Consider the following 14,224-nt stretch of genomic DNA (forward strand, 5'->3'; position numbering starts at 1 on the left):
TGAGGTGATGTCGCTCGGGATGGTCAGGCCAGGTTCTTGACCGCGGCCTCGACCTTGGTCCGGACCGAGTCGGGCAGCGGGGCGTAGCCCAGCTCCACCAGTTCGGCCTGGCCCTCGGTGCTGGCGGCGTGCCCCAGCAGGCCCTTGACCAGCGGCAGCTTGTCGGCGGCGATGCCCTTGCTGCACACGATCTCGTAGGTCACCAGGACGATCGGGTACGCCCCGGCCTCCTTGGTGGCGTAGTCGATCGACATCTTGAGGTCGTCGCCCTGGCCCTCGATCTTGGCCCCGGCGATGGTCTTGCCGGCCGACTCGGCGGTCAGCTCGGTGTACTCGCCGGCCCCGTTCTGCACCTTGGCCTTCTTCAGGCCGGAGTTCTCGGCGTACGACCACTCGACGTAGCTGATCGTGCCCTCGGTGCTCTTGACCTTGGAGGCGACCCCGTCGGACTTGGGGGCGCCGAGGCCACCGGGGGCCTTCCACGCCTTGTTGTTGCCGAAGGTCCACTCGGCCGGCGCGGTCTTCGACAGGTACTTGGTGAAGTTGTCGGTGGTGCCCGACTCGTCGGAGCGGTGCACCGTCTGGATCGGCGAGGCCGGGAGCGTGGCGTTCGGGTTGTCGGCCTTGATCGCCGGGTCGTCCCACTTGGTGACCTTGCCGGCGAAGATCTGCGCCAGGGTGGTCGGCTTGAGCTGGAGGTTGTCCAGGCCACCGACGTTGTAGACGACCGCGACCGGGCCGATCACCATCGGCAGGTTGAGCGCCGCGCCGCCGGTGCACTTCGCGTCGGCCTGCGGCTGCTCCTCCGGCTTGAGGGCGGAGTCGGAACCGGCGAAGTCGGCGGTGCCGGCGATGAACGCCTGGATGCCCGCGCCCGAACCGGTCGACTCGTAGTTGATCGTGGTGCCGCTGCACTTCTGCTGGTACGCCTTGATCCACTCAGCCATGGCGTTCTTCTGCGCGGAGGAGCCCTGCGCGTTCAGGGTGCCCTTGCCACAGTCGGCCGCGCTGGCCGAGCCGGAGGCGGAGGCGCTGGCCGGCTCGTTGTTGTCCGAGCCGCAGGCGCTGAGGCCGAGGACCGCGGTAAGAGCGAGGCAGGCAATGGCGCCGTGCCGCTGGAGCTTCACCTGAGGGGTTTCCCTTCACGTCTTTGGTCAGGTCGCCCGGATGGGGCCCGAGTGCCGGCGCTGACCGGCTGACACGAAAGCTAGAAGTGCCAGGTAGACGGTTCGCCGGTCGGAAGTGAACGGAGCATGAACAGCCCCGGCCGGGAAGGTGGCCGCTGCCTGAGGCAGGGTTGTCCGTTAGGTGAACTGCCGTCCCGGTATCCGCATTGATGCGATATATCCGGGCAGCCGTTATCCGCGCGTGGCCCCGCCGTTACCGCACGGAGACCGCACCGGTCGTGCCTCGGCAGGTCACCGGACGGGGTGGAGGGGACGGGGCGGCGTCAGCCCAGGTGGTAGTTGACGTGCCCGCACCAGCGGGCGAACCCGAGCCGTTCGTAGAGCGCGACGGCGGCGGTGTTCGACTCGTCGACGTAGAGCATCACCCGGTCCAGCCCGCGCCGGTCCCGCAGGTAGGCCAGGCCGGCCGTGGTGAGTGCGCGGCCCAGGCCGCCGCCGTGGGCGTCCGGGTCCACCCCCACCACGTAGACCTCACCGGTACGGGCCGAGCCCGGCCGCTCGTGCACCTTGGTCCAGTGGAAGCCGAGCAGCCGCCCGGCGGCGTCGACGGCGAGCAGGAAACCGTCCGGGTCGAACCACGGCTCGGCCTGCCGGGCCCGCAGGTCGTCGATGGTCCACCGGCCCTGCTCGGGGTGCGTGGCGAAGGCGCGGGCGTTGAGCGCGAGCCAGGCGTCGTCGTCCGCACCGGGGCGGAAGGACCGCAGCGTCACCCCGTCCGGCAGGCGGGGCGGTGGCACCGCAGCGGTCAGCGGCCGGCGCAACTGCCAGAGCACCCGGGCCCGGGTGAAACCGAGGTCGACGGCGAGCGCCGCGGCGGACGGGTGGTCACCGTGCGCCCAGGCCCGCAGCGGGCCGGACGCCGCCGCGAGGACGCCCCGGACCAGCGCCCGTCCGGTGCCCCGCCGCCGGAACGCCGGGTGCACCACCAGTTCCACCCCGATTCCGGATTCCGGCTCGGTGGTGTCCAGGTGGGCGTACCCGGTCAGGGTGCCGTCGGTGGCGCGGGCGGTCAGGTGCCCGGCCGCCGCGTGCGGGTCACGCAGCCGCAGCAGGGTGTGCTCGTCGAACGGGTCGGCCCCGTCGGCGTCGCCGCCGAGCCGGGCCAGGGCCAGCACCTCGGTCGCCTCGGCCGGGGTGAGGCGGTCGGTGCGGACCACCCGGTCGGCGGTCGGTTCGACGCTGCTCATCCCGCCACCGTAGTCGGCGTCGCCGGCTCAGTTGGCCCCGCTGGTCGGTAGCGCCTCCAGATGGAACCGGCCGGTCAGGTCGGGCAGCAGCCGACGCAGCGCGTCCACCGTGCCCTGCCGGTCGCCACCGGCGTCGTGCATGAGCACGATCGCGCCCGGCCCGGTGTCCCGGGAGACCGCCGCGATGATCTTCGCGGCCCCGGGGACCTGCCAGTCGTTGGGGTCGACGGTCCAGTGCAGCGGGGTCATCCCCAACCCTTCGGCGACCGACACCACGGGGTACGTCCAGGCCCCGCCGGGCTGCCGGAAGTAGCTGACCGGGGCGTCCGGCACGGCGGCGTGGATGGCCGCGTTGGTCCGCAGCAGGTCGGCCCGGATCAGAGCGGGGGATCGCTTGCCGAGCAGCACGTCATGCTGCCAGGAGTGGTTGCACAGGGTGTGCCCGTCGGCCACGATCGCCCGGATCAGGTCCGGGTGGTCCTGGGCGTTCTCGCCGACCACGCAGAACGTCGCCTTGACCCCGTACGTGCGCAGCACCTCCAGCACCTGCGGGGTGTACGTCGGGTCGGGGCCGTCGTCGAAGGTCAGCGCGACCTCGCCGGTGCCGGTGCTGGCGTGGCTGCCGAACGGGCCGTCTCCGCCGCTGGCGGGTTGCGCCGCGTCCGGGTCGGCCCCGGCGATGGGGCTGCCGGCCGGGGTGGTCCCGTCGGGGCTGGTGCCGTCCGTGGTGGCGGGCGGCGCGGCCGGGTCGGCGGGTTGCTCGCCGTACTGGGCCCCCGCGATCTGCGTCGTGCCGAGGGGCTGGCGGGGCGGGTCGGGGGTCATGCTGCGGCCGAGCGCGTACGCGGACCCGAGCAGGGCGGCCAGCACCAACGTGACGACGCCGATGGTGCCGCCGGTCGACCGGGTACGCATCAGCGCCACCGTCGGTCCGGATCGCGGGACGGTCCTCGTGTCGCCCCCGTGGTCAGTGCACGCACCGTAGCCCCTCTCACCCTTGCTGATTCCGGCACCAAGAATAGAGCCGACAACAAGGGCAAAAGGGGCGTATCGGAAATAGTCCTATCGGGGTGCGGTGGTACCGCCCGGAATCAGACCGGCAACGGGGCGGGCTCGGACTCGGGCAGCGACCGGGACGACGGCGGGACCACGAACTTGTAGCCCACCTGGCGGACGGTGCCGATCATCGACTCGTACTCCGAGCCGAGCTTGGCCCGCAGTCGCCTGACGTGCACGTCCACCGTCCGGGTGCCGCCGAAGTAGTCGTAGCCCCAGACCTCGCGCAGGAGCTGGTCCCGGGTGAACACCCGGCCCGGGTGCTGGGCGAGGAACTTGAGCAGCTCGAACTCCTTGTAGGTGAGGTCGAGCGGCCGGCCCTTCAGCTTCGCCGCGTAGGTGTCCGGGTCGATGTTCAGCTCGCCGGCCCGGATCGAGCCGCCGGCGCCGGAGGTGGCGTTGCTCAGCCGGCCCACGGCGAGCCGCAGCCGGGCCTCCACCTCGGCCGGACCCGCCCCGGCCAGGATCACGTCGTCGACGCCCCAATCGGCGTTCAGGGCGATCAGGCCGGCCTCGGTCACCACCGCGACCAGCGGCACGCCCAGCCCGGTGGCGTGCAGCATGCGACAGGTGGCACGAGCCTCGCTCAACTCCGACCGGGCGTCGACCAGCACCGCGTCCGGGCTTGGCCCGGAAACCAGGGTGCGGACGTCACGCGGTGCGGTACGGACCGAATGCGGCAACAGGTCGAGTGCCGGCAGCACCGCCGAGGGCTCACCTGCGCGCGCGGTCACCAGCAGCAGGAGCTCCACACGATCACCTCCGTCCCGGCGGCCCTTCGGCCGCACGCGACCAGCTGCCCCGCGGGTGGGCAGGGCGCTGAGAACTTGCGTGGGTCCCGGCGTCGCTGACGGGCGGGTAACAGCCTGAGCGTAACCGATTGCTCCGCTGTCACCCCGGCGTCCTTTCCTGTTTGTCGGATCTGCCCGTGATCACCGGTCAGGTTTTAACGTCGCCGAAACCGTGATCCCCGTCCGGCACCCCGTGATCCCCGCCGAACCCCGTCGGTCTGGCACGATCGGGGCGTGTTTCCCTCCACCTCGCCCGAGACCGGCCGTGACCCGTGGGCCGACGACGCCCCCGACGGCCCGGCGGACGGGCCCGCACCCGGGCCCCGCCCCGCCCCGGACGACGACCCCGGAAGCCGACGCGAACGCGGCCCGCGCCGGTTCCGCAAGGGCGGCGCACCGCGTCGCAGCGAGGACGACGAGGTCGAGCCGGACGAGGAACCGGTCGAGCCGGTCGAGGTACGCCGGCAGCTCTCGCTGACCGTCGCCGGTTTCGCCGCGCTGCTCGGCGTCGGCCTGGTGCTCGGCGCGCAGACCGCCGGCCCCGGGCACCGGCTGCCGTTCGCGATCATCGTGTTCGGCGTGCAACTGCTCTTCGTGCTGGCCTGGACGATGGCCATGCGCCCGCCCGCGCTGCTGCTGGTCGCGCTGACCAGCGGCGTGGTCGCCGCCGGGGCCGACATCGCCGCCGTGCAGACCGACGTCGCCGGGCTGGCCCCGCTCGGGTACGTGGCGCTGGGCGGGTTCCTGGTCGGGGTGCTCGGCCAGCTCGTCCGCCGGGTGGACCGGGTGCGGGTGACCGACTCGCTCGGCACCACCCTGCTCATCGTGGTCGGCGTGGTGGCGTTCGCCACCCTGATCACGCTCAGCCGGATTCCCGCCGGCACCCAGGCGATCACCGTCTGCCTGGCCGCCACCGGCGTCGCCCTCACCGTGGCCCGGCTCACCGATGCCGTGCTCGCCTGGCCCCGGCTCGCGCCGCAGGTGCCCCGGGGGGCCGCCGGGGTGGTCGTCGGCGCGATGGTGGGCACCCTCACCAGCGCCCTGCTCGGCAGCTACCTGGTCGGCTTCACCCCGACCAGCGCCGCGGTGATCGGGCTGGTCAGTGCGGCCACCGCCGTGCTGGCCGACCTCGCCGTCGGCTACGCCGAGGCGGGCCGGCTGATGGCCGGCGAGCCGCCCACGATGTGGATCGCCCGGCACATGCAGGGTCCGCTGGGCGGGTTCGCGCTTGCCGCTCCGGCGGCGTACGCCATGTGTGTGCTCTTTCTCTGATCCTCCGACGCCGGCCGGGGCCGCTGACGGCGGTGGGGCGCGCGGCGCGATTGGGCGCGGCGGCGCTCGGGTAGTAGCGGTGCGCCGCGGGCGGCGGCATCGATGACAGGCACGTCGCGTACCCGCGACGGCGACGAAGGACGGAGACGGGCGTGGCGCAGACGTACGAGGAGCGGCCCCGGCGGCGCGGGCGCAGGTGGCTCGTCGTACTGGTGATCCTGGTGCTGATCCTGGGCGGATTGCTGGTGGTGGCCGACCGGGTGGCGGCCGGGCTGGCCGAACGCGCCATCGCCGACCAGGTGCAGCAGGCGATCACCGACCAGGACGCCAGTTCCGCGCCGCCCCAGGTCGACGTGGGTGGTTTTCCGTTCCTCACCCAGGTCGTCGACGGCCGGTACGAGCGGATCTCCATCGTGCTGACCGACGTGCAGGGCTCGGTGGAGGGCAACGCGGTCAGCCTGCCCCGGCTCGACGTGGACGCCCGTAACGTGCGCGCCCCGCTGGACACGATCCGTTCGGGGCAGGGCGAGGTGGTGGCCGAGACGGTGGCCGGCACCGGCACGGTCACCTACGACAGCCTGGCCAAGCTGCTGGACCGGCCGGGCCTCAAGCTCGGTGAGCAGAACGGCAAGCTGGCCGTCACCGCGCCTGTCGACATCCTCGGCCAGAAGCTCACCGTCACCGGCACCGCCGACGTCACCGTGGCCGACGACGGCAAGGTGTCGCTGAAGTTCAGCGACCTGAACGCCCAGGGGCTGCCGGCGGTGCCGCTGGCCCGGACCCTGCTGAACAACTACGCCCGGGGCATCTCGGTGGACGTGCCGCTGCCGTCGCTGCCGTTCCAGCTCAACGTGCGCAAGGTCGAGCCGCGCCCGGAGGGGCTCACGGTGACCGCCGACGCGAAGGACGTCCCGATCAACTCACCGAGCTGAGTCACCGCTCAGCCGTGAACGCGGACCCGCCGGGCGTTGCCCGCCAGGTGGGCAGACGTCCCGCATGTTGGTCGTGAGCTGCCACTCTCCGATACGGCTGGTAGGCTCCGAGCTCATGGGGACGCACCTCACCAAACGGCGCGCGGTCGACCTGTGCCGCGTGGCCACCTGCCTGTGTCGCTCCGTCATCTGACGGCGGGGCTGTCTCCGGCCGCCCAGCGGCCACCGCACCCAGGGTCCTTCCGACCTTCGGTGCCAACCCTCCGAAACGCCCGGCAGCGGCGCCGTCGCACGAACCCGTGATCCGTTCCTCTATGGGTCCCGCGCATGGTGCGACATCACCGATCTCCACCACCCGCGCTGGCTCACCACCCATCCTCACCAGGGAGTGATCTGATGAGTCGCGACACCGCACTCGTCTCGGCCGAGTGGGCCGAGAAGAACCTCGACGCCCCGGGCGTCGTCTTCGTCGAGGTCGACGAGGACACCTCGGCCTACGACACCGGCCACATCGCCGGCGCGATCAAGCTCGACTGGAAGACCGACCTGCAGGACCCGATCCGCCGGGACTTCGTCAACAAGGCGCAGTTCGAGGCGCTGCTGTCCGAGCGGGGCATCGGCAACGACGACGTCGTGGTCCTCTACGGCGGCAACAACAACTGGTTCGCCGCGTACGCGTACTGGTACTTCAAGCTCTACGGCCACCGCGACGTCAAGCTGCTCGACGGCGGTCGCAAGAAGTGGGAGCTGGACGCCCGCCCGCTGGTCACCGACGCGGTGGAGCGGCCGAAGACGCAGTACGTCGCGCAGGAGCCGGACACCTCGATCCGGGCCTTCCGCGACGAGGTCGTCGCCGCGATCGGCACCAAGAACCTGGTCGACGTGCGCAGCCCCGACGAGTTCGCCGGTCGGCTGCTGGCCCCCGCCCACCTGCCGCAGGAGCAGGCGCAGCGGGCCGGTCACATCCCCACCGCGATCAGCGTGCCGTGGTCCAAGGCGGCCAACGAGGACGGCACCTTCAAGTCCGACGACGAGCTGCGCAAGATCTACGCCGACGCCGGGCTGGACGACGGCAAGGAGACCATCGCGTACTGCCGGATCGGCGAGCGCTCCTCGCACACCTGGTTCGTCCTCCAGGAGCTGCTCGGCCACTCCAACGTCAAGAACTACGACGGTTCCTGGACCGAGTACGGCTCGCTGGTCGGTGTGCCGGTGGCCCTCGGCGACGAGCCCGGGGAGGCCTGAGCCATGACTGCTCCCACCGCCGCCGGCTGCGCCGCACCGGACCAGTCCGCGCCCCTGCCGGCCAGCCTGGACCTGGAGAAGGAAACCGTCATCACCGGTCAGGTGCTGGCCGGGTCGGGCGAGCCCGTGCCGGGCGCGTACGTCCGGCTGCTCGACTCGACGGGTGAGTTCACCGCCGAGGTCGTCACCTCCCCGACCGGCCAGTTCCGGTTCTTCGCCGCGCCGGGCAGCTGGACCCTGCGGGCGCTGTCCCGGCACGGCAACGGCGACACCGCCGTGACCGCCAGCCGGGGCGTCAACGAGGTCTCCGTCACGGTGGCCTGACCCACGCTCACGATCGGCCCGGGGCCGGTCACCCCACCCGGGGTGACCGGCCCCGCGCCGTAGCCCTCTCCGGCACCTCGCGCCGGCACCGCCCCGGCAGTCGCCCGGGTCGCCCGGCGGGCGCGTCACGAGGTGCAGCCGCCCTGGTGGTCGACCCGCCGGACGCAGCGGCGACGCCCACCGAGCCGTCGGTCGCAGAAGACCTGGTGCTGCGGTTCCGACCCGCCCTCCTCGGAGACGGTCGTCTCGCCCAGCACCAGCTCCGGCAGGAACGCCAGCGACCGGCCGATCGCGCCGGCCAGCAGCCGCGCCGCCGGCAGGTCGTCGGCAGCGACGGTCAGGTGTACGACGAACCGCTCGCGTCCGGTCGCGGCGGTCACGCCCGCACCACCCGGGGTGCGAACCGGGACTGCCAGTCGCGCAGCGCACCCTTGATCCGTGCGTTCTCCTCCCGGGTACGGGCCAGCTCGGCGTGCAGCACGGCCAGCTCGTCGGCGACCCGGTGCAGGAACCCGTCCACCTCGGCCGGGTCCAGCCCGTGCCGGGACCGCCGGAACCGTTGCTGCCGCACCTGACTCGTGCAGAGCGGCCGGTACGCCACCGGTCGGTGGTGCTTCGCCGGTTGTTGGTGGTTTGCCGCCGGCCCATGGTGGTGCCCAGTGTTCGGCCGCCCCGGCGGTCCGGACCGCCTGACGGGACGGTTGCCGTTCCGGCTGCTGGCGGGACGGTTGGCGGGGGCCTGGTTGGTCGGGGGTCGGTCGGTTGTCGTCGACCGGTTCCGGCGGAACAGCCGGAGGAACCTGCACACGATGGGACCACCTCTCCGCAGGGGGCAGCGGGGGATCGTGCTGCCGTGGAAGGTGGCCGGGGCGGGCGGTTTCCCTTCCACTGCACCCACCCCGGCCGGGGGAGAGCCCTGCTCGTTGCCACGCGAGGAGCGCTCGCCGACCAACTTATTTGAGGAACTTGAAAGAGTCAACGACCGGTTGCAGTGCGTAGTTGCATGTCGTGATGAGAGCGTGATCGAATCGCGGGTGCCACGCGAGGAGTGTCATGCCTGCGACCCCGGACTACATCCGGATCTCCGACGAGATCGTTGCCGACGTCAGGTCGGGTAAGTACAAGCCGGGGGACAAGCTGCCCTCGATCAGCGAGCAGTGCAGCCGGTTCAACGTCAGTCCGTCGACGATCAATCTGGTCAACGTGCGGCTGGAGGCGCTCGGGGTGATCAGCCGCCACCAGGGCAAGGGCATCTACATCACCGACCCGGCGACCTGGCTGCGCAAGCCCTGACCCTGAATCTGATGGCGCTTTCGGGCTGCGCCGGTGTTGTCTGCGTGCCGTTGCCGCTGTCTGTGCGCCCGCCGCCGCTGCCCGCCCGCCGCTGAGTGGCCGGCACTCCGTGATAGCTGGACACCGGCACCTGCACCGGCACCGGCGCTCGGGGCGGGGACAGCGCTGTCCTGCTGCTCTACTGAACCCGATGGGGGGACGCTGTCCCCACAGACAGAGGTATGCCTGTGAGTCATGAATATGACCCACAGGCATACCTGGTTCCAAACTTAAGGTGGCTCCCCGGGCCGCCGGAGAGATCGATCCCCGGCGACCGAAGCTCGTCAGAGTGCCGTGGCCAGCGCATTGGCGGCGATATAGCGGTATCGGAGCGGGCGGATACCGCTACGTCGGCCCAGTAGCGTCGATCACGGGGGACGCCGCCCGAAAGGGCGGGGGGAAATGGCGGTGGCCGCCGACCCCGGGCGGGGTCGACGGCCACCGGGTGGGGCCGGTCAGCCGGTCAGAGGCCGGATGCCCGGACGCCCGCGCAGGTCGACGTCGGGGTCAGCCCGAAGTTGAGCGTCCCGACGATGCCTGCTTCCACGACGGTGCGCTGGACCTGGGGCACCCAACCGTCCTTGGCCACGATCGCCTCGTACCTGCCCTTGGGCAGCCACCAGGCGTAGCGGCCCTGGGCGTCGGCGGTGAGCGTGACGCCGGTGGTCGAGTTGACCAGGTTCAGCCGGATCGTCGCCGGGACGCCGACGGTCTGGCCGCCGCAGGTCACCCCGGTCACCGTGCCCTGGATCTTGCCCCAGTTGTTCGGTGGCGAGACGTTCATCTCGACGCCCACCGACGACACCGGGTACGGCGTGTTCGAGGTGAGCCCCAGCTCACCCGAGTACGCCCCGGGCTGGAGCACCCCGGCCGCCGCCGTGGCGGTCAGCGTGACGGTGACCGTCTGGGACGCCCCCGGGGCGAGCGTGAAGCTGGTCGGCGCGGTGGACAGCCACGGCAGGTCACTGGCGTCCGAGCAGCCCTCCAGCCCGCCGAGCCGTTCGCTGTCCGGCGAGCCGACGAACGAGCTGGGCGAACCACCGATCTTGTATGCCCCGCAGGCGGCGGCACCCCGGTACCTGCTGAACTGGGCGTTCGGCAGGTTCTTCCAGGCCCCGGCGACCGGGTCGAAGCCGAGCGTCCGGTTGGTGACCGACGTCGAGCCGCCCGTCACCCCGCCGGCCAGCACCAGCATGCCGCCGGCCGACGCGTACTGGGAGCCCCACAGGTCGACCGGGAGGTTCGGCAGCGCGCTCCAGGTGTCCGACGCCGGCTCGTACCGCCAGGTGTCGGTGTACTCGTCGGCGGCGACCCCGCCCGCGCAGTACACCTGGCTGCCGATCCCGCCGCAGGACACCCAGGAGACCGGGTGCGGGTAGACCGCACCGGTGCGGAACGTGCCGGTACGCGGGTCGAACACCACCAGCTTGTTGCTCTCCGTGCAGGTGCTGTCGACGCAGCCGCCGACCAGGTACACCTTGCCCCCGGCCACGGCGGTGCCGGCCGCGGCGGCGGGCGCCGGGTTGACCGCCCCGGCCAGGGTGCTCCACGCCCCGGTGGCCGGGTCGAACACGTCCACCGACGGCTCCATGCCGTCGCCGGAGCCCCAACCGCCGATCACGTACAGCTTGCCGCTGATCCCCACGGCGGACGGCTTGGACCGGGCGTGCGGCAGGTCGGGCAGCGCCGTCCAGACGCCGGTGGCCGGCTCGAACACCCAGGCCTTGCGCTCGTTGCCGGTGTCCCCACCGCCGCCGACCGAGTAGACCTTGCCGTCCAGGTTGGCCGCCGCGTTGTCGTAGATCGCGGCGGGCAGGTTGGTGATCCGGGCCCAGGCGTCGTCGGCCTGCGGCGCGGCGTCGATCGACCCGCCGCCGTAGCGGGCACCGGTACGGCCGGTGCTGATCCCCTTGACCACCTGCTCCCGCAGCGGTGCGCCACCGGTGGAGAGCACCTCGAACCCGCCACCGCGTTCCAGCAGCTCCACGGTCGCCGGGGCGGAGCCCGTGTTGCGGACCGTCACCTTGGCGGTGCGGGTGCTGCCGTACGGCTGGTGGGCCTCGATCGTGGTGGTGCTGACGGTGAGCCGCCCCGCGGCCAGGGCCAGGTCGGCCCGGCGGGTGCTGTCGGCCACCACCGTCACCTGCTGGGTGACCGGGGTGTACGGCGGCTTGGCGGCGGTGAACGGGTGGGTGCCGGTCAGCCCCGAGAAGAGGTGGTAGAAGCCGTCCGGCAGGTTCGGGTCGTCCGGGGTGGCCGCCGAGACGGCCGTGTCGGTGGGCCGGTCGACGCTGGTCACCGTCACCCCGTTGACCGCCGCGCCGGTGTTGCGGTCGGTGGTGTTGCCGACCACCAGGCCACCCGGCACGGGGGTGCAGTCCCGGTTGACCAGCTGGACGTCGTCCACCTGCCACCACCAGGCGAAGGTGCCCTTGAACCGGAAGCGCACCAGCGCCCCGGTCGCACCGGCCGCCGGGGTCAGCGGCACCTCCTCGACCCGGGGGCCGCGCCGGCTCGCCGTCTGGTGCCAGACGTTCGTCCAGCTCGTCCCGGCGTCGGTGGAGACGTCCACGTCGGCGGTGTCACTGATCCCGACCGCCCGCCAGTCGCTGCGGAAGCGCAGCAGCGGCGCGGCCGAGGCCGTCAGGTCGACCGGTGGGGCGATCAGGTCGGTGTCCTGGGTGTTGCCGGTGCCGAGCTTGTCGCTGTCGATGATCGCGAACCCGCCGGTGCCGCCGGTCAGGTTGCCCCGCGCGCCCGGGTCGTTGAAGACCCAGCCGCCCTTGTCGGTGCGGTTGCGCACCGTCCACCCCTCGGGCGCGGTGGTGCCGTCGAAGCTCTGCGACAGCAGCGGCGCGCTGAGGCTGCCGGTGTAGCCGGCGGCGACACAGGCCGCCTCGACCGGGACCGGGACGTCGGCCGTGGTGGCCGTCGACCCGACGGTCAGGTCCTTGGTCACCGTCCGGTAGCCCGGGTACTTGGCGGTGACGGTGAGCTTGTAGTCGGTGTTGCCGGCCACGGTGAACGAGTACCGGCCGGTCACCGGGTCGGTGAAGACGGGTCCGCCGGGGCGGCCGGCGACGTCGATCGTGGCGTACAGCGGCCAGCCGTGCCCGGAGCCGTCGGTGACCCGGCCGGAGACGGTGACCGTCGGGGTGGCCGTCAGGGCGAAGTCCCTGGTGACCGTGCCGTCCTCCGGGACGGTCACGGTGTCGGTCGCGGTGCGGAAGCCGTACGCGGACACGGTCAGCGTGGTCTCACCGGCCGGGACGGTCAGCGAGTAGCTGCCGTCGGTGCCGGTGGTGACGCTGCGCGCGCCCGTGGCGACGGTGGCACCCGCCACCGGGTCACCGGTCGCCTGGTCGGTGACCTGGCCGCCGACCTGCCCCACCGGCCCGCGCGGGGCCTGCCGGACGGCCTCGTACGCGTTGAGCCGACCCTCGCCGAAGACGTTGTTGTCGGCGGCGGTGCCCCCGCAGTTCGTCGCGTCGACGTCGGTCGCGGTGCGGTCGAGCAGCGCCTCGGTGCCGGCGATGTCCCCGCGCAGGCTGGGCGCGGCCGACCAGATCAGGGCGACCGTGCCGGCGACGTGCGGGGCGGCCATCGAGGTGCCGTTGAACGACGCGTACCCGTTGCCGGGGACGCTGGAGCGCACGTTGCTGCCGGGCGCGGCGATGTTCGGCTTCAGCCCGGCCGGGTCGGTGGAGTTACCCCGACCGGAGAAGCTGGAGATGGCGTTGTTCACGTCGTACGAGCCGACCGCGTAGGCGTTGGGGTTGTCGCCGGGGGAGCCGGCGCTGCCGCAGGCCGGGCCGTCGTTGCCGGCGGAGAAGACCGGGAACATGCCGGCGGCCCGCCAGGCGGCGACGGTCTGCTGGTACCACGGGTCGCCGCCGTCGCCGCCCCAGGAGTTGTTGACGATGTCGGGACGCAGATCGGGGCGGGGGTTCTGCCCGTTGAGGTCGGTCGGGGCGAGCACCCACTGGCCGGCGGCCAGCAGCGAGGCGTCCGAGCAGCTGTTGGTCTCGCAGCCCTTGGCGGCGATCCACTTGGCGCCGGGGGCGACCCCCACCTGGTTGGCGGACCCGTCGGTGCCGACCATGGTGCCCATGGTGTGGGTGCCGTGGTCGTTGTTGTCGCAGGGGGCGTCCTGCGGGCAGATGCCGGCCGGGTCGTACCAGTCGTAGTTGTGGTCGAAGGTGCCGCCACCGAGGTTGCCCCGGTAGGAGTTGACCAGCGCGGGGTGGTCGAACTGGACGCCGCTGTCGATGTTGGCGACGACCAGACCCTCACCCCGGTCGCCGAACTCGTCCCAGACGCGGGGTGCGCCGATGTTGGTCAGCCCCCATTCGACGGCGTCGGTGCCGGCGCGGGCGGCGGTGCTGCGGACCGGACGGATCAGCGGGTAGCTGCGGGTCGGGGCGATCCGCTCGACCTCGGGCCGGGCGGCGATGGTGTCCAGCAGCGCCCGGTCCCCGGTCACCCGCAGCGCGTTGGCGATCCAGTAGGCGGTGTAGCTGGCCTTCCGGTCGTCGAGCACGGCCCGCAGGTCGCGTTGGGTCCGCTCGGCGGTGGTGGTGAGCAGCCGGTGCACCTCGCCGGCGCGGGCGTCCGGGCTGCGCAGCCGGGCCGCCTGTGCGAGCGGGGCCTGTTCGCGCAGGTAGACCAGGAAGGTCTCGGTGCCGTCGGCGAGTCCGTCGAGGACCTGCCGGTCCACGGTGGCCCGGGGCGCGGCCGGTGCGGCCCCGGCGGGTAGTGCGGGCTGGGCGGTGAGGCCCAACAGTCCGGCCGCGAGCGCGGCCACCAATCGCCACCGGGACGGTCGTCCGGTCGGTCGTCTGAGCACGCTGTTCCTCCCCACGTCGGCGGGCCCGATCGGTTCGGGCCCGGCCGCGTGT

General features: G+C 72.5%; 13 protein-coding genes. 6 read left to right on the forward strand and 7 right to left on the reverse strand.

The window, feature by feature from the left end:
- Window positions 1-23 precede the first annotated feature (23 nt).
- The 4 genes from pstS to ACWCHM_RS32055 all read right to left on the reverse strand — a co-directional run bounded on the left by pstS (window position 24) and on the right by ACWCHM_RS32055 (window position 4,182).
- Window positions 24-1,127, reverse strand: coding sequence for a phosphate ABC transporter substrate-binding protein PstS (gene pstS, locus ACWCHM_RS32040; protein ID WP_204957566.1), 1,104 nt, complete (start codon window positions 1,125-1,127; stop codon window positions 24-26).
- A 323-nt stretch (window positions 1,128-1,450) separates the two neighbouring features.
- Window positions 1,451-2,374 carry a mycothiol synthase gene (gene mshD, locus ACWCHM_RS32045; RefSeq protein ID WP_454221099.1) on the reverse strand — a complete coding sequence of 308 codons (924 nt, stop codon included), beginning with the start codon at window positions 2,372-2,374 and terminating at the stop codon, window positions 1,451-1,453.
- 27 nt (window positions 2,375-2,401) lie between these two features.
- Window positions 2,402-3,289 (reverse strand): polysaccharide deacetylase family protein, encoded by an 888-nt coding sequence (locus ACWCHM_RS32050; RefSeq protein WP_454221100.1) that lies wholly within the window; start codon window positions 3,287-3,289, stop codon window positions 2,402-2,404.
- Window positions 3,290-3,465: 176 nt separating this feature from the next.
- A complete protein-coding gene (locus ACWCHM_RS32055) occupies window positions 3,466-4,182 on the reverse strand; it encodes a winged helix-turn-helix transcriptional regulator (RefSeq protein WP_088643167.1) in 717 nt (238 codons plus the stop codon).
- Between the two features lie 273 nt (window positions 4,183-4,455).
- On the opposite strand from ACWCHM_RS32055, the gene ACWCHM_RS32060 reads away from it, so the two are divergent.
- The 5 genes from ACWCHM_RS32060 to ACWCHM_RS32080 all read left to right on the forward strand — a co-directional run bounded on the left by ACWCHM_RS32060 (window position 4,456) and on the right by ACWCHM_RS32080 (window position 7,994).
- Window positions 4,456-5,493 (forward strand): hypothetical protein, encoded by a 1,038-nt coding sequence (locus ACWCHM_RS32060; RefSeq protein ID WP_204957569.1) that lies wholly within the window; start codon window positions 4,456-4,458, stop codon window positions 5,491-5,493.
- Window positions 5,494-5,645: 152 nt separating this feature from the next.
- Entirely contained in the window at window positions 5,646-6,425 is a 780-nt protein-coding gene (locus ACWCHM_RS32065; protein ID WP_204957570.1) for an LmeA family phospholipid-binding protein, read from the forward strand.
- A 115-nt stretch (window positions 6,426-6,540) separates the two neighbouring features.
- Window positions 6,541-6,618: an Ms5788A family Cys-rich leader peptide gene (locus tag ACWCHM_RS32070; protein WP_323135737.1), complete on the forward strand. Its 78-nt coding sequence runs from the start codon at window positions 6,541-6,543 to the stop codon at window positions 6,616-6,618.
- Between the two features lie 203 nt (window positions 6,619-6,821).
- Window positions 6,822-7,670 (forward strand): sulfurtransferase, encoded by an 849-nt coding sequence (locus ACWCHM_RS32075; protein WP_204957571.1) that lies wholly within the window; start codon window positions 6,822-6,824, stop codon window positions 7,668-7,670.
- A 3-nt stretch (window positions 7,671-7,673) separates the two neighbouring features.
- A complete protein-coding gene (locus ACWCHM_RS32080) occupies window positions 7,674-7,994 on the forward strand; it encodes a DUF1416 domain-containing protein (RefSeq protein ID WP_204957572.1) in 321 nt (106 codons plus the stop codon).
- A gap of 125 nt (window positions 7,995-8,119) precedes the next feature.
- Here the strand turns inward: ACWCHM_RS32080 and ACWCHM_RS32085 are convergent, their stop codons facing one another.
- Both ACWCHM_RS32085 and ACWCHM_RS32090 read right to left on the reverse strand, forming a co-directional pair.
- Window positions 8,120-8,374 (reverse strand): hypothetical protein, encoded by a 255-nt coding sequence (locus ACWCHM_RS32085; RefSeq protein ID WP_204957573.1) that lies wholly within the window; start codon window positions 8,372-8,374, stop codon window positions 8,120-8,122.
- Window positions 8,371-8,595, reverse strand: a complete 225-nt coding sequence (locus tag ACWCHM_RS32090; protein ID WP_372445940.1) for a DivIVA domain-containing protein — start codon at window positions 8,593-8,595, stop codon at window positions 8,371-8,373. Before ACWCHM_RS32090 ends, ACWCHM_RS32085 begins: the two co-directional genes overlap by 4 nt.
- Before the next feature lie 452 nt (window positions 8,596-9,047).
- Between ACWCHM_RS32090 and ACWCHM_RS32095 the strand changes: the two genes are divergently transcribed.
- Window positions 9,048-9,287 carry a winged helix-turn-helix domain-containing protein gene (locus ACWCHM_RS32095; RefSeq protein ID WP_088643161.1) on the forward strand — a complete coding sequence of 80 codons (240 nt, stop codon included), beginning with the start codon at window positions 9,048-9,050 and terminating at the stop codon, window positions 9,285-9,287.
- Window positions 9,288-9,789: 502 nt separating this feature from the next.
- On the opposite strand, the gene ACWCHM_RS32100 is transcribed toward ACWCHM_RS32095, so the two are convergent.
- Window positions 9,790-14,172: a S8 family serine peptidase gene (locus ACWCHM_RS32100; protein WP_454221101.1), complete on the reverse strand. Its 4,383-nt coding sequence runs from the start codon at window positions 14,170-14,172 to the stop codon at window positions 9,790-9,792.
- Window positions 14,173-14,224: the final 52 nt, after the last annotated feature.

Source organism: Micromonospora sp. SCSIO 07396, from assembly GCF_053667945.1.

Bases quoted from the DNA above. Each gene is read 5' to 3' on its own strand.
- mshD (WP_454221099.1), bottom strand. From the start codon at position 2,374: ATGAGCAGCGTCGAACCGACCGCCGACCGGGTGGTCCGCACCGACCGC.
- ACWCHM_RS32050 (WP_454221100.1), bottom strand. From the start codon at position 3,289: ATGCGTACCCGGTCGACCGGCGGCACCATCGGCGTCGTCACGTTGGTG.
- ACWCHM_RS32070 (WP_323135737.1), top strand. From the start codon at position 6,541: ATGGGGACGCACCTCACCAAACGGCGCGCGGTCGACCTGTGCCGCGTG.
- ACWCHM_RS32075 (WP_204957571.1), top strand. From the start codon at position 6,822: ATGAGTCGCGACACCGCACTCGTCTCGGCCGAGTGGGCCGAGAAGAAC.
- ACWCHM_RS32080 (WP_204957572.1), top strand. From the start codon at position 7,674: ATGACTGCTCCCACCGCCGCCGGCTGCGCCGCACCGGACCAGTCCGCG.
- ACWCHM_RS32095 (WP_088643161.1), top strand. From the start codon at position 9,048: ATGCCTGCGACCCCGGACTACATCCGGATCTCCGACGAGATCGTTGCC.